The sequence below is a fragment of the Solibacillus faecavium genome, assembly GCF_014836905.1.
Classification (GTDB): Bacteria; Bacillota; Bacilli; order Bacillales_A; family Planococcaceae; genus Solibacillus; species Solibacillus faecavium.
Window position 1 is genome coordinate 1 of sequence record NZ_JACSPZ010000001.1, and the last position, 24,619, is coordinate 24,619.

At 35.7% G+C, this 24,619-nt stretch carries 22 protein-coding genes and 2 riboswitches; of the genes, 10 read left to right on the top strand and 12 right to left on the bottom strand.

Annotated elements, in window-relative coordinates:
• Positions 1-200: 200 nt before the first annotated feature.
• Together H9635_RS00005 and H9635_RS00010 are read right to left on the bottom strand one after the other, a co-directional pair.
• On the bottom strand, positions 201-1,004 hold the full coding sequence (locus H9635_RS00005; RefSeq protein WP_191698091.1) for a sulfurtransferase: 804 nt from the start codon (positions 1,002-1,004) through the stop codon (positions 201-203).
• A gap of 13 nt (positions 1,005-1,017) precedes the next feature.
• Positions 1,018-4,629, bottom strand: coding sequence for a dynamin family protein (locus H9635_RS00010; RefSeq protein ID WP_191698092.1), 3,612 nt, complete (start codon positions 4,627-4,629; stop codon positions 1,018-1,020).
• 448 nt (positions 4,630-5,077) lie between these two features.
• Here H9635_RS00010 and H9635_RS00015 point away from each other — a divergent pair, with 448 nt between their 5' ends.
• From H9635_RS00015 to H9635_RS00035, 5 genes are all read left to right on the top strand, one after another.
• Positions 5,078-5,608: a PadR family transcriptional regulator gene (locus tag H9635_RS00015; protein ID WP_191698093.1), complete on the top strand. Its 531-nt coding sequence runs from the start codon at positions 5,078-5,080 to the stop codon at positions 5,606-5,608.
• A gap of 88 nt (positions 5,609-5,696) precedes the next feature.
• Positions 5,697-6,446, top strand: a complete 750-nt coding sequence (locus H9635_RS00020) for a hypothetical protein (protein WP_191698094.1) — start codon at positions 5,697-5,699, stop codon at positions 6,444-6,446.
• Positions 6,447-6,543: 97 nt separating this feature from the next.
• A complete protein-coding gene (locus tag H9635_RS00025) occupies positions 6,544-7,527 on the top strand; it encodes an alpha/beta hydrolase (RefSeq protein WP_191698095.1) in 984 nt (327 codons plus the stop codon).
• Between the two features lie 69 nt (positions 7,528-7,596).
• Positions 7,597-8,073, top strand: a complete 477-nt coding sequence (locus H9635_RS00030; protein WP_191698096.1) for a hypothetical protein — start codon at positions 7,597-7,599, stop codon at positions 8,071-8,073.
• A 71-nt stretch (positions 8,074-8,144) separates the two neighbouring features.
• Positions 8,145-8,612, top strand: a complete 468-nt coding sequence (locus tag H9635_RS00035; RefSeq protein WP_191698097.1) for a site-2 protease family protein — start codon at positions 8,145-8,147, stop codon at positions 8,610-8,612.
• Between the two features lie 257 nt (positions 8,613-8,869).
• On the opposite strand, the gene H9635_RS00040 is transcribed toward H9635_RS00035, so the two are convergent.
• Together H9635_RS00040 and H9635_RS00045 are read right to left on the bottom strand one after the other, a co-directional pair.
• Entirely contained in the window at positions 8,870-9,094 is a 225-nt protein-coding gene (locus H9635_RS00040; protein WP_191698098.1) for a sulfurtransferase TusA family protein, read from the bottom strand.
• Between the two features lie 13 nt (positions 9,095-9,107).
• Positions 9,108-10,157, bottom strand: a complete 1,050-nt coding sequence (locus H9635_RS00045; protein ID WP_191698099.1) for a YeeE/YedE family protein — start codon at positions 10,155-10,157, stop codon at positions 9,108-9,110.
• A 293-nt stretch (positions 10,158-10,450) separates the two neighbouring features.
• Between H9635_RS00045 and H9635_RS00050 the strand changes: the two genes are divergently transcribed.
• Positions 10,451-11,155: a class I SAM-dependent methyltransferase gene (locus tag H9635_RS00050; RefSeq protein WP_191698100.1), complete on the top strand. Its 705-nt coding sequence runs from the start codon at positions 10,451-10,453 to the stop codon at positions 11,153-11,155.
• A gap of 187 nt (positions 11,156-11,342) precedes the next feature.
• On the opposite strand, the gene H9635_RS00055 is transcribed toward H9635_RS00050, so the two are convergent.
• Positions 11,343-11,690 carry a DUF6176 family protein gene (locus H9635_RS00055; protein ID WP_191698101.1) on the bottom strand — a complete coding sequence of 116 codons (348 nt, stop codon included), beginning with the start codon at positions 11,688-11,690 and terminating at the stop codon, positions 11,343-11,345.
• Positions 11,691-11,703: 13 nt separating this feature from the next.
• Positions 11,704-12,432 carry a DUF2087 domain-containing protein gene (locus tag H9635_RS00060; RefSeq protein ID WP_191698102.1) on the bottom strand — a complete coding sequence of 243 codons (729 nt, stop codon included), beginning with the start codon at positions 12,430-12,432 and terminating at the stop codon, positions 11,704-11,706.
• A gap of 236 nt (positions 12,433-12,668) precedes the next feature.
• A riboswitch (cobalamin riboswitch) is annotated at positions 12,669-12,849 on the top strand.
• A gap of 158 nt (positions 12,850-13,007) precedes the next feature.
• On the opposite strand from H9635_RS00060, the gene metE reads away from it, so the two are divergent.
• Together metE and H9635_RS00070 are read left to right on the top strand one after the other, a co-directional pair.
• Positions 13,008-15,296, top strand: a complete 2,289-nt coding sequence (metE, locus tag H9635_RS00065; RefSeq protein WP_191698103.1) for a 5-methyltetrahydropteroyltriglutamate--homocysteine S-methyltransferase — start codon at positions 13,008-13,010, stop codon at positions 15,294-15,296.
• A 385-nt stretch (positions 15,297-15,681) separates the two neighbouring features.
• Positions 15,682-15,864, top strand: a riboswitch (cobalamin riboswitch).
• Between the two features lie 195 nt (positions 15,865-16,059).
• Complete coding sequence (locus H9635_RS00070; protein WP_191698104.1) at positions 16,060-16,416, top strand: hypothetical protein; 357 nt, start codon at positions 16,060-16,062, stop codon at positions 16,414-16,416.
• An 83-nt stretch (positions 16,417-16,499) separates the two neighbouring features.
• Here H9635_RS00070 and glsA read toward each other — a convergent pair whose 3' ends face one another.
• Positions 16,500-17,420 (bottom strand): glutaminase A, encoded by a 921-nt coding sequence (gene glsA, locus H9635_RS00075; RefSeq protein ID WP_191698105.1) that lies wholly within the window; start codon positions 17,418-17,420, stop codon positions 16,500-16,502.
• A 322-nt stretch (positions 17,421-17,742) separates the two neighbouring features.
• Between glsA and H9635_RS00080 the strand changes: the two genes are divergently transcribed.
• Positions 17,743-17,979, top strand: a complete 237-nt coding sequence (locus H9635_RS00080; protein WP_191698106.1) for a hypothetical protein — start codon at positions 17,743-17,745, stop codon at positions 17,977-17,979.
• A 272-nt stretch (positions 17,980-18,251) separates the two neighbouring features.
• Here H9635_RS00080 and H9635_RS00085 read toward each other — a convergent pair whose 3' ends face one another.
• Positions 18,252-19,238, bottom strand: a complete 987-nt coding sequence (locus H9635_RS00085) for a sensor domain-containing diguanylate cyclase (protein ID WP_191698107.1) — start codon at positions 19,236-19,238, stop codon at positions 18,252-18,254.
• A 14-nt stretch (positions 19,239-19,252) separates the two neighbouring features.
• A complete protein-coding gene (locus H9635_RS00090; RefSeq protein WP_191698732.1) occupies positions 19,253-20,056 on the bottom strand; it encodes an alpha/beta fold hydrolase in 804 nt (267 codons plus the stop codon).
• Positions 20,057-20,429: 373 nt separating this feature from the next.
• Here H9635_RS00090 and H9635_RS00095 point away from each other — a divergent pair, with 373 nt between their 5' ends.
• Positions 20,430-20,897, top strand: coding sequence for a chemotaxis protein CheX (locus tag H9635_RS00095; RefSeq protein WP_191698108.1), 468 nt, complete (start codon positions 20,430-20,432; stop codon positions 20,895-20,897).
• A gap of 34 nt (positions 20,898-20,931) precedes the next feature.
• Here H9635_RS00095 and H9635_RS00100 read toward each other — a convergent pair whose 3' ends face one another.
• The 3 genes from H9635_RS00100 to H9635_RS00110 form a co-directional block, all read right to left on the bottom strand.
• Entirely contained in the window at positions 20,932-21,843 is a 912-nt protein-coding gene (locus tag H9635_RS00100; protein ID WP_191698109.1) for a hypothetical protein, read from the bottom strand.
• On the bottom strand, positions 21,836-22,333 hold the full coding sequence (locus H9635_RS00105) for an RNA polymerase sigma factor (protein ID WP_191698110.1): 498 nt from the start codon (positions 22,331-22,333) through the stop codon (positions 21,836-21,838). Before H9635_RS00105 ends, H9635_RS00100 begins: the two co-directional genes overlap by 8 nt.
• Positions 22,334-22,696: 363 nt before the next feature.
• Entirely contained in the window at positions 22,697-24,598 is a 1,902-nt protein-coding gene (locus H9635_RS00110) for an ATP-dependent DNA helicase (RefSeq protein ID WP_191698111.1), read from the bottom strand.
• Between the last annotated feature and the right edge of the window lie 21 nt (positions 24,599-24,619).

The following is a 24,619-nucleotide window of genomic DNA, read 5'->3' on the forward strand; positions in this document are numbered from 1 at the left end:
GTTGACACTCAAGCATCATACAAGAGGGCTTTTTTTATTTCAAGTCCCCGAAAATGTTTCTAACAGGAATGCTCCTTTACTCTATATTTTTCTACAATATCACTTTAACATAATTTCTGGAAATTAACTCCTAAAAATAGTTGAATCAATAAATTAAAAACCGTTATGCAAAAATCTCACATAACGGCTTGTTTTATTTTTTAGTTAGACGTTGCGACTGGGTGATGGTTTACCCAATCACTGTACCCAGCCATATAAATTTGGACATTTTCATAACCTGCTTCTTTTAAAACTGTGTAAATAGGCGTTGCTGTGACACCTGAACCACAGTAAACAACAATATCTTCGTCCTTAGATACTTTGTCTAGAAGAGATGATGTAATGACTAAATTAGAACCTTCACGTAACTGTTCCCAGTCGTAATTTTGGGCTGTCGGAATATGTCCAGCTAATTTATCAAACGGCTCATATTCGCCATTATAGCGAGCTGCTGAACGGGCATCCAATAAAGTAGCTTTTGTTTTTCCTTCCACAATATTTACAATATCCTGGCGCTTCAGTAAAATTTCATCATTCCATTGAAGCTGTAAATTAGTTTTTGGAAATGTCGGTACTTCAGTAGTAATTGGCAAACCTACATCTTTTAAAGCCTGGTAACCACCATTAACAACATAGGCATGCTTAAACCCTGCATAGTTTAAAATCCACCATGCGCGTGTAGCATATGGTGAAGCACCTTGATCGTACACGTAAATAGCATCATTAAGATCTAATCCATGCTTTTCAAATAATGCTTGAAGCTGCTCTTTATCTGGTAGCGGGTGGCGTCCTTCACCTTTCGCTAAATCCGATAAATCTGTATTTAAATCCCAATATACAGCCCCTTTTACATGCCCTTCTTCATAAAGAGCTTTGCCTAGTTCTACATTTGTCATATCAAATCTAGCATCGATAAAGCGTCCTGTCGGCTCAATTTTATCGGCTGTTACAAAAATATTAGTCATAAAAAGATCCTCCTTATGATTGTAGTTGTGCGAAAATATCTTTCCAAACAGCTAAGTGGCTTTCTTCCTGCAGCAATAGGCGCTCTGTTTCAACTTGCTCAATTGCCTGTTCAAGCATGTGCTGGCGTAATTCTTCCGCCTCAATTGCTATAAAGCCTGCTGCCCATTCAAGAATTTTCGCTTTTTCTATTTCTAAATATTTTTGGGCGTTTGGTTTTGTTAACTGTTCTAATGCATCGCGTAATTGCTCTTTTTCATTTTTTTCAAAGAAGGACTTCACATTTTTAAAGTGTGATTTTACACCTTCATAAGGAGCAGTTTCAGCAAAAGGTCCTGTAAAGTCCAATAGCTGCGGCTCTTTCGATTCATAAGCTAAAAATGCAAAGCTTGGATTTAACTCTTTCAATTCCCGGGCTGCATCTTTAAAATGCGCTTTCATCTTCTTTTCTACAAATTGCGCTAAACGGAAATTCGTTACGCGCATTTCCTGTGCAAAGTCAAAGCTTAGTGCTTGAAGCACTTCTTTCAAAGCTGTCTGTAATGCTTGCTGCGGAGGCATTTGAGCAAAAGTAGACGGATTATAACTTTCACGGAAGAAATCAGGATAACGATAGTACACACGTTGTAATACGTAGTACAGTAACTCATCCAGTTCCTGCTTCGCTTCACTTTCAATCATGGCTGTTTGGGTTGTTTGATATTTTGAACGTACAAGCTTTTCCAGATTAGTAAGCTCTTCTAGTCGTTCATCTTTACGCTTTAAGTTTTCTTCCGTTTGCGTAATTAAATCATGTAGTCGTGCCTCGGTTTTTTCCACTTCTTCTTTTAGCGCCTGTACCGCAATACTCATTAATTCATCATTCAGGAAATGATGGAATGCATCTTCAAATGGTGCCATCCCTGACTGAAGATCATTCTGGTTTTCCTTTTCCTTCAGCGCCAGCAAACTTGATACCCCGTAAAGGCGTGGGAAACGAATACCGAAGCGTTGTAGCTCTGAACGAACATAACTCTTTACTTCTTCCTCTTCATCCATTGTAGAGGCTAAATCAATTGCATTCACAATAAAGAACATTTTATCTAATTCAAAAGCATCCTTTACACGGCCTAACTGAATTAAGAATTCGCGGTCCGCTTTGGCAAATGCATGGTTGTAGTATGTGATGAACAAAATGGCATCTGCATTTCGAATATAATCAAATGCTACTCCAGTATGACGGGCGTTAATTGAATCCGCACCTGGTGTATCTACTAATGTTACACCCATGCGAGTAAGCGGCGAATCAAAGTAAAAATCGATATTATCGACAAAGCAAGAACGATTTTCCTGCGCAACGTACTTTTCAAAATCATGGCGATTAACACGCAATGTCGTACCTAGCTTCGGCACAAACGTTTCATAGCCTTCTGAATAGGCACGAATAAACGACTTATGGACATTTAATCGCTCGTCGGATAATTTAACAGCCAAGCCTTCTGCTGCACGGTCATAAGCTTCTTTTAGCGAATTTACTTGTAAGCCGATTGCTTCATACGAGCCTTGAATATCTTCTAATAGCTGTTCTTCATTTTTCAAATGAACATCTGCTGTTTCATGAGGATGTTCAGGTGATACTGGACGGATTTTATTAATTGCTGCTGTTGTCGGGTTAGGTGAAACCGGCAGAACGCGCTCACCCATTAATGCATTGGAGAAGCTTGATTTCCCGGCACTGAATGCACCGAATAAAGCAATTGTAAAGTCACGCTTTTGCAAACGCTCTACTTTTTTTGTTAAGAAACTTGAAACTTCCTTAAAGCCTTGAACATCCTTAATAATGTTGGCTGTCTTTAATGCCTTTTCAATAACTGCTTCCGCATTTAAGCCTGACCCTACTGTTTCCTGTACATGATCATCAACAAGTTCCGTATCCTTCGCCGTCAACTGTAACATCGACTCATTAAATGGTCGTACATCTTTCAATGCCTGTTCATGCTCACGTTTCCAGTTTTCAAGGTGAATTTTCGACTCCGCACGTATCTCATTGGATACTTGCTTCATTAATGTATTGCTGAATGCCTCGAACTTCTCAATTTGCAGTATTTGTTGCAGTGCCTGTACTTTTTCGGACATCGCATTGATCTTCAGTTTTACCGGTGCTGCTGCTTCTTGCGCTACTTGCTCCAATGTATCTTTTTGCTCGATCTTCCAAGCATCTGTTGTTTGGATAAAGTAACGTTTTGTCGCCTCGGAAACACGGTTCGCAAAGTTTAATACTGCATCACCTGTAATTACACCGCTTCTTTGTACTTGTTCTTCAATAATTGAAAACGGGAAATTAAATTCCTTTTGATCAATTCCTGCTGCACGCTCATCATTTAATGCACCAACATCTTTCAGCGCTTGCTTCATTAGTGCTTTCATATGACCAGTAATTTGAGATTGTACGACATGATTAAAGCTTGCATATGCCTCTTCTTGACGTCGCGTTTTCTCTTCAGCCGTTTTCTTTTTCGCGGTAAATAGCCCCCCCACTTTGAAGTCCTCTTGCTGGCTTTCCAAATAGGCGCGTAATTTTTCTCGCACATCCGCCGGCATGATGGCAGCATTTGCAAGTAAATCTTTACGTTTTTCATCAAATTGTTTGTCAAATACATCAAACGAGAATAGCTCTGTTTGACGAGTCAATTTCTCGTATTGTTCTAAAATATCATCACGGTGCTGCCAATCATCCTCTGACACGATTTCCGCATAGGTTTCAAAGCGATCTTGTTTTTCTTCTTTTAAATATGCTTCATGCTCATGTTGTAGTTTTTTCAATGTATTTTCAGCTGTTAAAATTAATTGCTCCTGCCAATCATTCATTGAATCCATAACGATTTTTTTCACTTGATCAAAATCATTGTTCGGTAACTCTTTTTCGCGTAATGAAGTAAAGAAAATATTCTTTGGATATACACCCCAGGCCGCAAATGAGTTATGCACCGATTGTTTGAAATCTTCAAATGACAGTTCCGTTTCACGGTGTTTATCAATTTGATTGACGATTAAATAAACATTTGGATTATATTTCATTAACTGCTTTGTAAATTGGAAATTCAGCTCTGATTGTACATGGTTATAGTCCATTGTATAAAACACCATGTCCGCTATATGTAGTGCCGATTCTGTACTCATTGCATGCGCATCATCAGTCGAGTCAACACCTGGAGTATCCATAACAGTAACCCCTTCAGGTAAGCTTGACGTGCTATGCCCAATTTCAATTTGTGAAACTAATTCACCGTTTTTGCTTAGTTCTTTCACTTGTTTAATATCATAGCCTGCTTCAAACTTTACCGGCTTTTCATTATGCAAATAAAGAATAGCAAAATCTTCATCCGATTTATGCACTTTTACAATGTTTGCACTCGTCGGGATTGGACTTGTCGCCAAAATGTTTTCCCCCGAAAGTGCATTGATCATACTTGATTTACCGGCAGAAAAGTGACCGGCAAAACCGATGACAAATTCCTTCTGCAAAAGCTTGCGTGCAAATAAATGAAGCTTTTCAATTCGTTCTGAATCCTCATTCTCCTTGTAGATTATGTATTGTAATGCCGATTGCTGTAACAATCGTTGAATTTTATCGTCAAACAACGTCATATTTCTTACCCCTTATCTTCATTCACATTGATCAATTATCTTATTAAAAGCTAAAAGCTAATGTATGCTCGTTTTTTTGTAATTACCCAGGCTTTGAATACTCTAAATTTTAGAGCTTAATTGTCATTCTTAATTTGTCGAAACAGATAGATTTTTGCCTTAAATTCTTCATACTTTCTATAGTACCATGGTTAGTCAAGAAAATCGGCTAGAATTTTTTAAAATTATCGCGAATAATGCATTTTTTAAGCTATTAGACGAATTATAGACGTCCCCCCATAATAATCGCTATTTTCAAATAATTGAACAAGCATCATATTCACTTGTTAATTTTATGGTCATGAATTTTAACTCGAAGGAATTGTAAATACATGTAAAAAAATAATTGACTTCCAATGTTTATAAAAAGTAAAATACTCAACATAGAGTATTATCTGGAGGTATTATATTGACTCAACTCCTTGTACTAGGTGCACTAAATATGCAACCGATGTCTGGCTATGATATACAAATCATGCTACAAGAGAACGAAGCCGAAAGATGGTCAGGTGTACTAGTTGGGTCCATCTACCATGCTTTAAAAAAATTGGAACAAAATCATTTTATAGAAATAGATCATATCGAACATAGCGGTAATCGCCAAAAATCTATTTATCGAATTACTGATTTAGGAAGAGCGCATTTAAAAGAGCTTGTTTATAACTCTATTATTTCTTCTAATGTACCCTACCCTCTCTCTTTATACGCTGGTTTATCTATGATTGATCAATTAGAAGAAGAAAGAGCAAAAGAAGCATTAAAACATCATTTAAAAATGCTTGAAAATGAACTCCTTTTAGTCGAAAGCGGTTTATCAATAAAAGAACAACATTTACCGAACGGATTTTCACCAATGATGTCTATTGTAGCTAAAAACATGGTGGATATTTTAGAACAGCAAATTAACTTTGTGAAGGATTTATTAAATAGTTATAAATAGAATTTAATCGTTCCTCTTATTAAGAGAGGAACAAAAAAATAACCACATACTCAACGTTGAGTATATAAACTTTAAGGAGTGATCCATTATGAAACTTGACCATCTCGTAATAAATGTAGCTGCAAATTACCAGCAAGAAAGTGAGGAAGTTCAACAAATTAAAAAAGCTGGCCTTCCCTATAATATAAAAAAGGGTAAAGGTACTAAAGGTTTTAAAGCAACTAATATTTGGACTGGAAATGAATACTTTGAATTAATCACTATTAAAAATAACGATGGTGGCGGATGGAAGCCTGAATGGGTTCATGCCTATAATTCGGGACATAGAGGATTAATTTGCCTGATGATTGACGTAAATAATATTGATGCTCATGTTCAGCGCTTTCAAAAAGAAGGAATTTTCATTTCCAATCCTGAAAGAATTAAGATTGAATTTTTCTTTAAGTTATTTTCAAAAACAATGCCATGGCAAAATAGCTTTTTGAATTTCTTTGAAAAAATCCCTCTTCAAATTGGTTTTCAACAAATGGATAGTGAAAAAATCCGAAAAGGGTTTGAAAAGTATATGGTTCCTAATTCTAAAGAGAATAACATATCTGGCATTGCAAAAATTCATATTTCAGGCGACTTCACTATTTCCGACTATCAAATGTTAAGAACTGTTTTTGAGAAAACAATTGATAATGAAAACCAACTAATCGTCCAGTTAGAAAATTCCCAAGAAATTATTTTTGAAAAAGCTAAAGACTATTCTGTAAAGGCCCTATTAAAAAACGATAATAGTTCTTTTAGTAGGAAGACATGCGAAATTGAAAACATCCTTATAAATATAGACTAACTCACAAACAATGCATTGCAATTGAACAGGATACGCTCTATTCAATTCAGTTAGAGGAAAAGGAAATTGCTATTTCACTACAGTTGGAGGGAAATGTGTGAAATTTAACTCTAGAAATTTAGCATACAATGACACAGAAATTTATTGGAAAGAGTATCAACGATTTTTCCCTGAAGAATTGAGAATAAATGAAAATAATCTGCCAACTGAAGAATGGTGGGATTGGAATGATTGTTCAATCCATTTGGACCGAATGTCTGTTTCGGGATCAAAAATTAAAGTTATTTTAATTCACGGCGCAGGCGGAAACGGTAGACTATTGGCTCCATATGCACGAATGCTACAATTAAATGGATACGATGTGGTATCCCCAGACCTCCCCCCTTATGGTCTAAGTTACAGTTACACTGAGTCATTGAGTTCCATGGATTACCGCGATTGGATAAACATAATTAAGGACTTCATGGAACAGGAATATAAGCGAGACGGTAAACAAATTGTACTATTAGGAGCCAGCATTGGAGGCATGCTTGCATATCACGCGGCAAGTATGAGCAAACACGTTAAAGGTTTGATTGTTACGACCTTTGTAGATACAAGTAATCAGAATGTTCGTGATCAAATTGCCCCAAACAAGCTGATTAGCCGCTTAGGAAAATTTGCGATGGATAGTCTTCCATTTGCATTGGATTCATTTCGGATTCCCGTTTCGAAAGTTTCGAGAATGAAGTTAATTACAAATAACTTTGAACTGACAAGACTAATTATGAATGATCCTCGAGCGGCAGGAACAAAAATTCCATTACGATTTCTAAGAACCTTCTTAAATATGAAAACAATTATTGAACCTGAATCCTTTAACGTCTGTCCTATATTACTTATCCATCCCGAAGTAGATCCAATGACCCCATTTAACTTAAGTGAATCTTTCTTTAATCGACTAACATGTAAAAAAAGATGTGTAATTTTAGAAGGAGCTGGCCATTTTCCGATAGAACAACCAGGTATCGAACAGATGAAAACAGCTGTACTAGATTTTTTAATTGAGATAGAAAATAACGTTGTATCTAAAAAAGACTAGTGTTTCGTATTAGTTTTGCTTTCAATCACTGAATACTTATTAAATTACTATAAAAAATGAGGTAGCAAAATGTTTTTCAAACCGAAATTGATTAAAAATGAAAAAAAATATAGTGCTAAATTGTTATTTGAAGATGTGTCATCTGAGACATGGGATAAGGATAATTTGACGAAAGCTAATTTAGATTTTTCAATAGATAGCGTTCGTCGCGTTAATGAATACGCTGATCGATTAATCCACACAGAATTTGGCCAGCAGCTATTAAAAGAACATCATGATAATTTGATAACACGCATCGGTGCCTATTTAGGGGAAGTAATTAAAAATCACAAAGACGGCCAATATCGCTGGTTTGATTTTAACTCTATAAGAGAAAATACCATGCATTTAGATGAATATTCAATAAGTGTACAAGATGAGTCTGTACTTTATTCTAAAAAGATGGATGATGTATTATGTCCTATCTATGAAGTGAAGCAATATTTTGATGGACAATCGAAATATACCAATTTTTTGGAATATGTAGAAGTTGCTATTAAAGAATAGGTTTATACTATAGTTAATTAGAGTGGTAGTTTACCATTTTTGTCTTATTCGTCTTTGGGGAGAGGGATTGAATGCAAGAACAATTAATTAACTTTTTGATGTATATACTTTATATACCAATAGTATTTATCATTCATGAATTAGGGCATGCATTATTTGTTGTTTTGTTTGGAAAGGAAGTTAGAGAAGTACAACTTGGATTCGGGAAAGACTTATTTAGAATAAAAAAATTCGTTGTAAAAAGAAGCATGGGATGGAACGGTGGTTATTGCTCATGGGAAAATATTGATTCCTTGGCGTGGTATAAAAAGATCGTAATATTTTTAGGTGGTATTATTTTAAATTTAGTCACAGCAACTTTAGTGTGGATATTTGGTGACGTCCAGTATGCAGATTGGTATAGATCATTTATTATTCTATCTTACTTTATAGCAGTAATTAATCTACTCCCGTTCAAATTCAAAAGTAATATTACAAAAATAGAATCAGACGGATTACAATGTATTAAGCTATTGAATTCTATGAAGCAAGGGAAGTAGCATTGATGTCGATATAAGAATTTCTAATATATTTTAAAATCTTCTAATATAATTTTATTTGTTCTAATAAAACTCCGATTTGCTAATATACTTTTAAGATGTGCTAATATGGGGGCAATTTGTTCTAATATCACGTTTCAATCTGCTAATATCACTTCAAGTTTTTCTAATAACTCTCTCAATTGTTCTAATAAAATACCAACGCCTTAAACCCCGACAAAAAACAGCACCTCAAAATTCGAGATGCTGTTAATTCATTATTTTTTCTTAATCGTAATTGTCCAAGATGCTTCGCCTAATTGCTCATAGTTTGTCACTTCATGGCCGTCTTCAGCTGCCCAACGTGGAATGGATTCTGTACCTTGTGTACAGTCAAATTGTACTTCCAGCTCATCACCTGTGTTTAAGTCTTTGATTGCTTCTTTTGCTTCAATTAACGGGAATGGACAAACCATTCCTAATACTTCTAATGTTTTCTTCATATAAAATCTCTCCTTATGCACGCGCTGCTGCACGTTGTTTTGATGGACGCACAAATACGAAGTAAGATGCTGTCCATGTTCCCAGAATCATAAATGTTAAAGCCGTCCAGCCTGACCAAGTCATCATAGAAGTCATAACTAAACCATTACCAATCGAACAGCCGCCTGCAAGACTAGCACCAAATCCCATTAAAATACCGCCACTAGAGCTTCGTACAACTGTTTTTGTATCAGGTGTCCGTAAACGGAATTCACCGCTCATTTTTGCTGCGAAATATGAGCCGAAGAAAATACCTAATACAAGGAACACACCCCAGTTAATAATATCTAAATCTCCTGTTACTAAAAACTGGAGAAGGTTTGCTGAAGGTGTTGTAATACCTAGACCGAAAATACGTCCTGATGCCGCACTTAACGGCCACGCTAATGTCGCAATTAAACCGATTAAAACCGCAGTCACATATGGATTCCAGCGTTTTTCAAATAAAATATGCGCTAAGCCTGTTTTCTTTGGCTTTAAGCTTGGAATCTTCACACGAGGTTTACGTAATTCACGGTAAACAACGAATGCCACCAAGGCTACAAACGGAATGACTAAAAACCAAACATTAATGCCGAATGTTTCTGCAATTGAATCTGTACCGACTACCGGAGTACGTGCATCCACTGTAAATTGTGCCAATGGACCAGACTTCATGATTGCTGCCATTAACATATAAAACGCCAATGCGATCCAGCTCCCGATTAAACCTTCCCCTGCGCGATACCAAGTACCTGTGGCACAACCACCTGCAAAAATAATCCCTATACCAAAAATAAACGCGCCTCCTATTGTTGCCCACAATGGAAACTGCCCTACTGTATACTCAAACGCACCTGCGCCGATAAGTGCAAACACACCTACTGCCTGTATGGCAATCGCAACAAGTAACGCATAAAACATGCGATTATCTTTTGCGATGTACATATCGCGGAAGCCACCTGTTAAACAAAAGCGTCCACGCTGCATCACAAAACCTAAAAGAGCACCACAAAGGATACCCGTTAATGCCATCTGTAACATAATTATTCCCCCAAATTTTATTACCTAGTTTATCTATAGGAATATAATATAATAGTTTTCCACTATAATTCAAGCATTTTGATTAAATATTTGTTAACTTATTAATTTAGTTGGTTTTAATATTAGATAAATACCGTTTTCTTCGCCTCCCCATCAGAAAAGAACCATCACTTTTTACTGACATATGATACAAAGAAATATTTCGTTCACATCGCGGCTTGTTTTAATAGGTGTTATCCCTTCTAGAAACGGGCAAATCGTGTGAATTATTTCATCATCAAAATTTAAAGTAGGTGAAACATATAAAAAATTCCTATTTAGAGCTTCTCGCAGAACTTGGAATTGGTGGTGCACACCCTGGCGGAATTCATCTAACAGAAGAAATATTAAAAAATGAAAATATTAATAGTAGTTATCACGTTTTAGATGCTGGCTGTGGTACTGGTCAAACAGCAGCTTACATTTCACAAACATTCCAAGCGAAAGTGACAGCGCTTGATTTTAATCCGACAATGGTTGCAAAGGCCAGACATAGAATGAAGATTAATAATTTGCCAGTAGAAATATTGGAAGGCTCTATTGAAGATATCCCTTTACCAAATGATCATTTTAATTTTATTATTTCTGAATCCGTCCTTTCATTTGTTAATAAACAAAAAGCAGTGAGTGAGATTTATCGCATATTGAAAAGTGGTGGACGGTTCATTGCTGTAGAACCAACGTTGAACGAACGACTTGACGATGCCCAAGAACAAGAAATCATGCAGTTTTATGGTCTTGATTCCCTACTCTTGGAAACAGACTGGGCAGATTTATTAAAACAGACTGGCTTTGAAAATATTCAAATAAAGCATCATACTACAATTGAATCCGAACCCGATTTTCATTACTCCAATGAAATTGACCCCGCGCTTTACGACGTCATGAGAAAACATTTGGACATTATCACCAAATATCAGGAAACTTTTAATTATCGAGTCTATACTTGCTCAAAATAAATATCCTGCTATAATCACGCTTATAAAAAAGGACCGTACCATTTCATAAGAGAGGTACGGTCTTACTAAAATTATAAAAGTATTGCATACCGAATTTTTTAAGGAGTTGATGGAATAATTGGTTATACCGATATTGGTTTATGTACTATATCTTGTTCACTACATTCATTTTTAGCAACCTGATTCCTTAAAGATCCATACTAGCACGGACTTTTTCCGGAATCATCACAACTTTTGTATTTAAATCTACAGAACCAAAACTTTCATCAATGCATTCATCCCAATACTCAAGATGTCTTTTATCTATCCAGTGATCGGAATCATCCACATCCACACCGCCTTCTCCACGAACCGAATACCAATATAAATATTCTTCGCCATTCAGTATTTCATGAAATATTGTTTCCACATACATTTTTTCACCTTCCAACGTTACAAGTACATCATCCATATGTTCATTCAAAAACTTTAGCCATTCCTCCACTTTAAAGGATTTACCGGGTCTTACCCGATAGCGAGTTAATTCCACATTCACGATTTAAAACCCCCTATTGTTTCAGCCAATATTCCGAACCGTCATTATTGCGCTCCATAAACCCATATTCGATTAAATGACGACGAAGCGATACAAAATCTGCATTGACCGTTTTTAAAATTTCATTCACTTCCTTTTCATGATAATGCTTCCCCTCTTCAAAACGCTTTAAAATATGCTGTAAAATGATAAGCTTTTTCTTTTCCTTACTTGGAATTATTTCAATGCCACCGTCTAGTCCATTTCTGAAATATGTTGTTAGTACTTTCTCGCGTTCTTGTTGTTCAATACTATAGCGTTCGTCCACTTGTTTCGCCCCCTTATGAATTGTATAGTGCTCCGGGTTTTTCATGAGCTGCATTAATGCAATAAAAATTTTCGCCTGCTTTTCCTTCTCGCGTAATTTGAAACGATGCTGACGAACTGTTGATACACTTGTTAAACTGCTTTTTTCGACTATTTCCTGATCTGACTTGCCTTCAAAAAAGTACTGTAGCATTTCAATTTGTACATCCGATAAACCTGTTACCTTTTTATCAAGTGACAGCAATGCATGAAACGACGATTTATGTATTTGTCTGATATGCAGCTTCATCATACCTTCTGCTGTAAATAACCGTCCCTCATGTGGAAAGACTTCATGAAGCCCAAAGCTTGCCCCGCAAAATAAGCATTCGTAATGGTCTTCTTGAAGTTCATATCCATTTACCAATGTATCTATCGAAATATTTTGAATATCCAAAACAACCACCTCTATAAACATTTATAATCTATGTCCTTTATTTTGTAAACAAATTTATAATTCGTTTATCATTAAAAATTTATTGAATATACGCCCTATCCATCCTATATATAACTTTAAAAGTTGTTAAAAAGCTGTCTTACGTCTTTCTTTTTACCATTTTTACTGAAAATTCTATATTTTTAGCGACCGAGGTATACAATTATGGTTCCTTTTATGCTATAGTTTGTACAATTACATAACGTGTAAGAAAAGGTACGCATTTGTTGTGCGTTTAAAAGGGAAGTTTGGTGCGAATCCAACACTGTCCCGCAACTGTATTTCGGAGCAACTCTTAAAAAGCCACTGTAATTTAACGGGAAGGTAAGAGGCGCGTTGATGTTAAGTCAGGAGACCTGCCTTTTTCTAGTACACACCCGATACCTACGTGGAAATAGGTGGTGTTCTGTGCGAATAAAGCGTCAATTATAGACGTTTATTTTACTATGCATAGATAAGTCCTAAGCTGTTTCCAAGTCACATTGGAAACAGCTTTTTTATTTGGGTTATGTAAATACATTAAGGAGGCTTATCAAATGAATATTATTAGTAATGTTATCGGTTACCCTTATATCGGGGCTACCCGCGAATGGAAACAAACTTTAGAGAAATTTTGGAAAAAAGAGATAGAAGAAGATGTATTCGAAGAACAGCTAAAAACCATTCGCCTGAATCGTTTAAAACGCCAACAGGATTTAGGACTACAGTTAATTACTATCGGGGATTTCACAAAATACGATCGGGTACTGGATTTAGCGGTGATGTTTAACATCATTCCTAAACGCTATGATGTGCTACCAAATGCTTCTTCGTTAACTACATACTATGCAATGGCACGTGGTACTGACGAAGTAATAGCATGCGAAATGACAAAATGGTTTAATACAAACTACCATTACATTGTTCCGGAATATGAAAATCAGGAGTTATTCTTAACAAATAACTATATTCTCCAACAATTTGAAGAAGCTAAAAATGAACTAGGTATTATCGGAAAGCCAACAATTATCGGTCCATATACTTTCGTTGATTTAGCAAAGGGATATGACGAAAAAAGCCGTGCAGCCTTCTTTTTAAAGTTAATTCCGCTATATGCACAAGTAATCCAGCAACTTGTAGATGCAGGTGCTGATTGGATTCAAATCGAGGAACCTTCTTTCACTAAAAATTTGGAAGAAGAAGAGATTTTATTAATCGAAGAGGTATATAAGCAATTAGCTGAAGCTGTACCTCAGGCAAATATACTGATACAAACTTATTTTGAAGCATTAACTTCATTTGAGCGCTTAAGTAATCTTCCTGTTGCAGGTATTGGCTTAGATTTCGTACATGGTAAAACAGAAAATATGAAATCGCTTCTACAACATGGTTTTCCTAAGGATAAAACGTTAAGCATCGGCATAATTAATGGTCGAGATATTTGGGCTGTTAACTTAGCTGAAGCTGTTTCTACAATAAGTACAGTTAAACAATTAAGTGGTGTGAATGATTTATGGATTAGTTCTTCCTGCGGCCTGCAGCACGTCCCTGTTACAAAAAAATCAGAACAGAATCTACCGGATGAATTATACGATGCACTTGCTTTTGCAGACGAGAAAATCCGCGAAATTGTGCATTTAACAAATTATATTCAGCATGGCACGTGGGCTAAAGATGGCATCGTCGCAGAAAGTATTAAAGCGATTGAATCTTTGGCAACACATCCTATACGAAAAAATGAGGAAGTTAACAATTTAGTTAAAGGAATTAAGGATACAGATTTCACACGTACTGTTCCATTTAAAGAGCGCCAAGTACTGCAAAAGAAATCATTAAACTTACCTGACTACCCTACTACAACAATCGGCAGCTTCCCTCAATCTCAGCTAGTAAAGAAAACAAGGGCGGCATGGCGGAAGAAGGAAATAACTAACGATCAATACGCGGCCTTTGTAAAGGAAGAAACTGCACGCTGGATTCAAATTCAAGAAGAAATCGGATTGGATGTACTAGTACATGGTGAATTTGAACGGACAGATATGGTGGAATACTTTGGAGAACATTTAACTGGATTTGCCTTTACGAAAAATGCTTGGGTTGTTTCATACGGTTCACGCTGTGTTAAACCACCAATCATATATGGCGATGTTGATTGGACACATCCAATGACTGTTAAAGAGGTCGTTGAGGCACAGAAGCTTACATCAAAACATGTAAAAGGCATGCTCACTGGTCCTATAACTATTTTAAACTGGTCATTTGTTCGTGATGATATTCCAAGAAAAGAAGTCGCCTACCAGCTTGGTTTGGCAATTCAGCAGGAAGTTAAAGCACTAGAAGATGCAGGAATTAAAATTATCCAAATTGATGAACCGGCACTTCGGGAAGGACTACCTTTACGCAAGGAAAATTGGGATGATTATTTACAATGGGCTGTAGATTCGTTTAAGCTGGCAACATCAAAAGTGGCGGTAGATACACAAATTCATACCCATATGTGCTATTGCGAATTCAATGATTTTATAGCTCCTATCCGCGCTCTGGATGCAGATGTAATCTCATTGGAAACTTCCAGAAGCCATGGAGAGCTAATAGATTCTTTAAAAGTACATCCATATGAACTTGGAATCGGTTTAGGCGTTTATGATATTCATAGCCCCCGTGTTCCAAGCATCTCAGAGATTAGTTCTATATTAGAAGAAAGTCTCGCTGTTATCCCAAAAGATCAATTTTGGATTAACCCTGACTGTGGTTTAAAAACACGCCATGAGTCCGAGACGATTGCTTCATTAACCAATATGGTAGAAGCCGCTAAGCTACTACGCGCTCAAGTATTATCTGTCTAATTTTACAAAAATACAGTAAATCACTAAACGCTTAAGTATTAGTGGTTTACTGTTGTTAAAAGTAGGTCAGACGATAAGCTATAAAATCAATAAACGGAGAAATTCCGCTTATTTGGAAATTAATCTAAAAATCAGCCAAAATAAGAGGAGGAATTCCGCTTATCGCACTCCAAAACAGAGAAACAAGTCGCTTTTTTAATATATAACCGGAAAACCTCCCTTTATTTACATCTAAAACTGAGGTCTTTCTACATATAAGCGGAAAACTTCCCCTTATTTTTCTTAACTTAAATTCAGGTAGACGAAAAATTTATATTTAGTCATTGTAGGATAGCTATTTGTATGACTCTCCCCTAATTGTTTACAAATAGCTATCTAAGAATAACTAAATTTTACTGGAAAGGGTTTAAATTTAACATTTAATTAAAAGGGAAGAACGGTGAGAATCCGTCGCTGTCCCGCAACTGTGATTCGGAGCAACTCACAATAAACCACTATTGCCGAAAATGGGAAGGTGTGAGGAGCGTTGATGATAAGCCAGGAGACCTGCCTTTTCAAGTACAAACCAGTAACCTACGCGGATAGGAGGTTTAGAGTATGAAAGTGAATATTCTTCATGCTCATAGTGCGACAATTATACAAAGGTTTTCATTGCGAAAAAGAAAACTTCTCTTGTATTCCTTGTCTCTTTATGAAGCGACCATTTAGCAACAACTTCAAATTACTATGTTGCTATTTTTTTGGACTATAGGAGGAATATAATATGCAATTGAACAAAGTACTTCAATATAAGCAAATGATGAATGAAGTAATGTCAACATATCAAATAGAGGCAGATGCAAATACCATTAAAAACACTACACAACAATTGTTAGCGCAATCACCTAATGATTACAAGGAAATTTCAGCTGCCTGTTTTCAAAAGACAACCGAATTTTATATTAACCAACTAAAAGAATTTATTTTATTCAATAATCTGCATGAAGCTACAGAAAGTATTAAAAAATATACGGAGCAACTAATCAATCAATCTCCACAACAATATAAAGAGATCAATTATGCCTATTTACAAGTAAAGTATGAATTAATTGGTCAGCCTTTGAATACTGTTATCAAATGAAAAATCATTTTAAAAAATAATTGAAGCCTTTGCAAACAATAAGGAACAGTCTCTCATTCATTATGTAAGACTGTTCCTTTTCTTTATAAGCAAAACAAGTCGAATTCCTTTGATAACTGTGTTAAAAAGGCAATGCCAGCAACGCTATTCCCAACTTGATCGATTGCAGGACCATATATCCCTATTCCAATTGGACCTTGTAAGTGCTCAATTGTCCCATTTTTCACAACTGCGATTATCGCTCCGGACACGCCGCTTTTTGCAGGTAACCCAATGAATGCTGCGAACTTCCCTGATGCATTGTACATTCCGCATGTGAACATTAATGCTTTAGCAATATGAATCACTTCTTTACTACAAGTAGCGGCACTATTTTTACCATTGGTCGCAAAATAAAGAGCCATTACCGCTAAATCCTCTACATTGACCGATATGGAGCAGAGCTGTAAATATACTTGCAATGCTTCCTCTACGTCTGATTTTAAAAAGCCATTTGCCTGCAAAATATAGGCAATCGCACGGTTGTAATCGGCTGCATGATATTCTGATAAATATACTTCGTTGTCGATGTGTACTTTCTTCCCGATTATTTTCTCTAAAAATAATGTTACTGATTTCACCTTTTCGTGCATTGTTTCCCCTGGTAATAAAGAGGCTACTGTAATTGCACCTGCATTAATCATCGGGTTAAATGGCTTATTATTGTGACTTTCTAAACGGACGATAGAATCAAAGGAATCCCCTGTAGGTTCCACATCAACATAACGCATAATTTCCTTGATCCCGTGGTGGTTCATTGCCACCATAAAACTAAATACCTTTACTACACTTTGAAGTGTAAAAAGTTGAGTACATTCCCCAAAAACGATCTTATCTTCCATTGATACTAAACTAACAGCAAAAGCATTCGGATCGGCCGTAGCAAGAGCCGGGATATATGTCGCAACCTTCCCTTTAGCCGTCATCTGTGCAGCATACTCATAAATTCCCTGTAATTTTTTCATTGAAGCTAATCGTGAAAACTAGCTGCTCACCTCTCTATGCATAAACTATCCTTTTCAATTAATTATTCTTTCCCAATTTGTCGGTTATTATATTGTATAATTTCTACAAATGAAGTTGGCCGAAAACAGGCTCTTTAAGAGTTGATCCAAGCAAGGGTTGATTCAATAAATTTAGGAAATATGAGAGGTTATGGAATAAGGTCATTAAGAAAGTTAGAATATAGTTAATATTATCTATCTATTCTCCGGTCATTATATTGATATAATAAAGTGACTTAGTAAAAAACTATATAATATAAATTAACTAGGGGGATTATTTTACTTGAATAATACAAATCCACTTCAAAAAAAATGGGTCGTATTAATCGCTGCATTAATTATGTTGTTTTTTTCTTTAAAGGACTTTGATTTCTCCGAATTAGAAAAGTTCTCATTTAAAGATATGTTGCCAATCATTTTGATAACAGCTTTTATTTTTTTATTAAAAACAAGTATATTTTCTGTTATCTTGTTAAGTATAAAGAAATTATGGAGTAAATTATCTAAAAAAAACGAGTGATAATCTTTCCAAATAAAAGCATAGGAACACATCCAGAAGGCACAACCGTTGATTTAGAAGCGATTGTGCCTTTTTCGTTGGGGAATTGTTTATACGCTGTTTTATGCACTTTTATTAAAAGTCAGTTATAGCAACAGGTTGGGAGAATTTTGAGTAAAGCTGCACAAATGGTGTTATTGAATAAAATCCGGTATATTAATGCTAATTAGAGTGTCATTTACATTATCTTTTTCTCTCTATCAACTGAAGCCGTTACCCATAAATCACAGTCTTTATAAATCCTTCCACGTTTCATATTGTATAGTACAATTACGCCCTTTACGCTTGGCTTCATAAAGTGCCTCGTCTGCATGTTCAAAGATGGATATTTCGGTATCGTCTTCTTGAAAAGTAGCACAGCCTATACTTACCGTCAGCATTCCTATTGTCGGCCAAATCGTTTGCTCCAGCCTTTTATTTAGATTTTGGGCAAGTTGAAATGCTTCTTCTTCAGCAGTTTCACCTAATAATAATACAAACTCTTCCCCGCCAAATCTTGCAACTGTATCATTTTCACGTGCCACAGTATTTAAAATCAACCCCAATTGAGCCAATACTAGATCCCCAATTGCATGGCCATGCTTATCATTGACTTGCTTAAAATGGTCAATATCCATTACAAGTAGAGAGAACGGCACACTATTTTGGCGATATTTCTCCACATAATCTGTAAGCTGCTGTTGGAAAAAGCGGCGATTCGCAATCCCCGTTAAATTATCCGTATTGGAAATTTTCGTAAGTTCCTCATTCATACTAAGTAATTGTTCTTGTTTATTTTCAATTTCCTTATTAATCCGATGAAGATGCTCATAAGCAATTGTTTTTTCCTTATAAGCCTCTTCCAGCATTAATTTAGCTTGGCGAACTTCACGCTCATGGTCAATCCTTTTTTTCATTGGCATAAAAACGATAGATACTAATGCTGCATCATCCAACTGAATCTCTTTTGCATTAACTAAGCATGGAATAGTGTGACCTTCTGAACTTTGTACATGAATAAACAGTTCATCTACAAAATGATAGATCGACATATTCGGATAAAGATAGGAATGAAAAATTAATTTACTGCTTGCAGAAAATAATTTTTCTATATGCTTTCCGATTAAGTCCTCACGTTTATAATTCGTCCAGTTTAAAAGTGTTTCATTTATATCCGTAATCACATATTGTAAATCCGTTTCCATATATCCACAAGGTAATTGAAATAATCGACTATCCATTTATCATTTCGCTCCTATCCTCGCTTTAAATACTGTAAAATGATTTCTGCAGTTAAATTTGGATCACTTAAATGCGGATAATGACCTCTCGTATTTAAGATTACTAATTCACTGTCCGTTATATGCTCATTTAAATAGTCCCCTACTTCAATCGGGACAATGCTATCATTTGCGCATTGCAATAATAAAGTAGGTATTTGCAGTTCACCTAATTGATGACGATAATCACTAAAGAAAGTTACTTCGGCAAATTGGCGAGCAATACTAGGGTTCGTCGAAACGAAAGTTCTTTCAAGCGTTTTAGTCAAATATGAATCTTTGGACTGGTCCATTGCCATCGGGGCCATATAACTTGCCCAGCCTTCAAAATTCATTTCCATCGTCTCTAGCAGCTCTTCAATTTCACTACGGCTAAAGCCACCTGTATAACTTCCATCATTTAAATAGCATGGGGATGGGCCAATCATAATTAATTTTGAAAAATACTGTGGCTTTTTTATTGCTGCGAGCATACCAATCATAGAACTTATGGAATGCCCAATAAAAATAATATTTTTCAGATCAAAAGCTTCTATAACATCGATTACATCTTGCGCGTACCCATCTAAACTATTGTATTTTATAGAATCGTACGCTAAAATGTCCGATTTCCCTGCACCAACATAATCAAATAAAATAATTTTATATGCATCTTTCAAATAAGTCGTTAAAGAATGCCATAACGATTGATCGCATCCGAACCCATGGCCAAATAATAATACTTGCTCCCCTTTCCCTAATATTGTCACATTATTTCTCTCTGCAATATTGATCATCATAATCTCACCTTTAAATAGTAATGACACTTAATAATATGTAATATTTTCCAACAAATTTCTATAATAACAATGAAAAAAGCGCTTTGTCAAGATGACATTGCGCTGAATAAATTTTATTTTAAGTAAAGATTTTGTGCATTATTTTGCGACATTTTTTAAAACAAAGTTTCCAATCGATAAATAAACAATTACTGTTGCTCCAACTAACGCATACAACATTTTACACACCGCCTTAACTATTGATAACAATTATCAATTTCATTATAAATCGTTTCAATTTTAGCGTCAATGCCCTTTCTTTTGGATTTCCTGTATACATATACTAAAGTAACATGTTAATATGTATTAAAAGTCATGGTAAGGGGGAAATCATTTGAGTACTTCTAAGCATATTCAAACTATCTTGAATGGTACAATCCATTCATTAAAATCCATTATACCTGTGAATATAGATGTAAAATCTCCTTCGATTGCAACAGAACCTTACGAACAAAAAGAAATGGGTGTACTTATAGGATTAGTCGGTGATTTAAAAGGTCGTGTTATTATAGATGGTTCGCCTGAAATTTTCGGTTCGATTGGCTCAGCGATGTTTGGCATGCCTTTGGAAGGTCCGATGCTGGAGTCATTTACGGGTGAGCTAGGAAATATGATTGCTGGTAATTTATGTACATATGCAGGACAATATGAATTGGAACTTGATATTACTCCTCCTACAGTGATGGTAGGTCATACGAAATTATATGGGTTCCAGCAAGCATTCACAATACCTGCAACAATAGAAGGTATAGGAGACATTATAATCCTCTACACAATTGATGATGAAGAAGAGGAAGAATAATAGACCTATCCACTGAAAAGAGTGGATAGGTTTTTTAGATAAACAATACAAACAGAATCACGTTTATCATAAAAATTCTTTGTATATCATGTTTCCAATTTGGTTGTTGTTTTTTTATTAAAATGTGTAAATAAATAGTAGCTGAAATAAAAAAAGTAAATATTAATAACAACATCAGCAAATGATTTACACCAATCCATTCATTCATTTGGTGGATACTAATAAATGTAAGTACTAAACAAGTTAAATTAATAATCGGTGAGGTTTTTTCCTTTACTCCTCTCCTTTTTGATTTAATCGCTGCATAAACAAATAATAATAATAAAATTGTCAGTAACCCAATTTTCCAAGGCGGAAAATCATTTTTTCCAATATATATATGCAACCAGTAGGTATGAAATTGTTCATGGCTTTGTTCTGGTAATTTAATTTGCATCATGGTATTCGGATTAACAAAAAATGAGTTCCCATCGTCATTAATCTCCTTTAAATATACACTCCCCCCATTTTCTAATTGAAATAAATAATTTGTTGAATCTGTATAGTTTGTTAATTCCCCACTAAAAGATGACCATTCACTATTTTTAAATAACAGCTCAAATTCATTTAATATAGCGGGATCAGTGGTAGATAATTTATCAGTATAAAAGGGTGAAGTTAAGTTGTACATTCGATCAGCACGTTTACTGTAAAGGTAGTAGGCTTTCGTTACTTCCCCAAGCTCGAAATTTGTTGATTGTTGCGGCTGTATAGATTTAGGAAACTCTATAATTATTTGGGAAAATACAAATAGTAATAATCCAAAGAGCACGAGTGTTACACTATACGTAAACTTTTGCTTTTTCATGTAATCTTTATTTCGCTTATTTAATTTTAGAAGTTGGCTATTCTTAGTTTCTTCATCAAGGCTTTTTCTCTGTAATGATCTTAATTTTGAATCAAGCATCTCGCTCCCCTCCTAGCAGCTCAGTCATTTTTTTCATCCCGCGCTCTGTGGCATTTTTTACTTTTGCCTCTGTCCATCCTAATATTTGAGCACTTTCTATAATTGAAAATTGTTCAATTTTACGTAATACAATTGCTTCACGGTAATGGTGAGGGAGCTTTCCTAATGCTTCATAAAGCTCATAATGCTCATTTTTTGCTTGAAGCCAATGTTCTGGGGAATATGTATAGTCGATTTGTTCATGCTCATGTAGAAACGGGATAAATTTCAATAATCTTTTACGGCGAAAATGGTCGTAAACAAGATTGCGCGCAATTTTTGAGAGCCAAGTTTTTTCGCTAGATTGACCACGGAATTTAGATCGGCTATTAATCGCTTTCAAAAAGGTTTCCTGTGTCAAATCCTTAGCCAGCTCATCATCACCAACTAAAAAATAAATAAAATGATAAATGCTATCACTATATTTGACGTACATACGTTCAATCGGCAATTTACTTCCCACCTCCTTATTCATATAGACGGACGGATATTGTTTTTGACTCACTTTATTTTAACAAAATTGAAATTTATTACAGCTCCAGAAAAGTGGAGTTATTCAAATTAAAAATAAGCGGAAAATTTACCCTTATTTAAAAATCACTCCTACTTTTAAGGAGAATAAGGGGAGATTTTCCGTTTATGTAATGAAAATTTGATCATTTTACGTACATTTAAGCTTAATAAGCGGAATTTCTACCTCTATTTGGGCTGTTTTTCAATCTAAAATTAAAATAAGGGGAATTTCTCCGTCTATTTCTATCCAGAAAATACACATACAAAAAACCCGCTCGAATGCTCGAACGGGTTAAAAATATTATTGTGGCTCTACTGCCAAAATGTCTACAAAGTCTGATTTCACTTTAACTTCTTCATCGTTTAATAAAATATGAATATCACCATGGTCATTCGAAGTACGAATTAAACGGCCCATTCCTTGTTGAAGACGAAGCTGCATGAATGGCAACTCAACTTCTTCAAATGCATTTTGTGCAAATGAGCGTTTCGCATCAAATAACGGATCATGCGGCGGGAATGGTAAATCGAAAATAATAACGCGTGTCAACGCTTCTTCCGGTAAATCCAAACCTTCCCATAAATGATACGAACATAATGCCTGAATTTCACCGTTCTGGAATTCACGTACAATTGCAGATAGCTCACGGTCGCCTTCGAATGCAATATTCAGTCGCGTCATTAAACCGACATTAGCTTTAAACTGATTCATCGCCTGCTTTGATTTAAACAGGATTAGTGTTTGCTTTTCATCTTTAAGAAGCTGTTCTACTTTTGCAACTTTGTCAGTTTGAGAAAGTTCATGCAAGTAAATTTTCATGACTTCTTCATAATCAAACGGTGAAGGTACACTAAAGCTCTGATATTTTTCGATTCCTAAACTCGCTGCAATATAGCTGAAATCCTTTTTCACTGATAACGTTGCAGACGAGAATACAATCGGCATTTTTTTCGAGAATAATGTTTCAGATAGAACATCTGTAATAAGGCGTGGCATAATTACTAACGTTTCTTCCCCATCAGTATCCTCCAGCCAATCAACCGCATCACCCTGTGCAACAAAAATGCGAATCGCTGCTACATAATGCTCTAAAAATTCTTCAGCCATGTTGAGCTCATATTCTGGAATCATGTAAAGCTCTGATTCAAATACTAACTCTTCAAGCAGTTGGTCAACATCTGCTATAACACGCTCACCAAATTGAATTAGGCGCTCTGATTTAACTATCCGTTTTCTGTCTTCCTCTGACTTAATTACATCCTCACGCAATTGGTCAAAAAACAGCTCGTGATGGTCCTGTAAATGCTCCATCGCATATAATGTACGCTCACGCACACCATCTACCATTAAGCGCTCTAGTAATTCTACAATTGTATAAGCTTGAACTTTATATGTTAATGCTTTTTGAGCAGCATATTCCAGTAAATGTCCTTCATCAAGTACCATCATCGACACTTCCGGTAATAAAGGAAGTTGCCCTTCACGTTCACGGGACTCCTTCGTCGCTAAATGTTCCATTAAAAAATCTTGGGAACAAATAATTAGGTCTGTCGATTTACGGTAATGGGCACGGTGCAATGTTTGACCGCAACGATTGCGTAAATCACAAACAGCACATTGCATAATAGAATTGTAATTCACTTTTTGCCAATCTTCGTCCGTCACTAACGGGTAATCCGAACGCTCTCCATAAGGCTGTACTGCAATCATACTTCCTTGTGCATACACACCATCCGGAATTGAAAAAGCGATATCATCAATCCAGTCTTCTGTTTCATTTTTTTCCGCTTCTTCAAAACGCTTTAAACATAAATACTGATCGCGTGATTTTGCAAGACGGACATCAATTTCAAGCTCCAAAACATCGCGAAGTTTATGAATATCGCCGCCTTCTTTTACTAGCTGATCGATTAATGTTTCATCTGCACAGGCGATTAAAGCTGGTTTCCCTGTATAGCGTGCGTATGAGACAGCAGGTAATAAATAGGCAATTGTCTTCCCTGTCCCTACACCTGCTTCAGCAAATAATACGTTCTTTTCTTTTAATGCTTGTTCTATTTGGTAAGCCATAAATATTTGTTCGTCACGGCATTCAAAGCCTCGTTCTGGTAGCTCATCATATAATACGTCACCGAGCCAATCACCTAACGAATCAAAGAAAGTTTTTTCTCTTGATAGTTCAAAAGGTAAAGATTTTCTCAAATGGATGTTCCCCCTCAATAT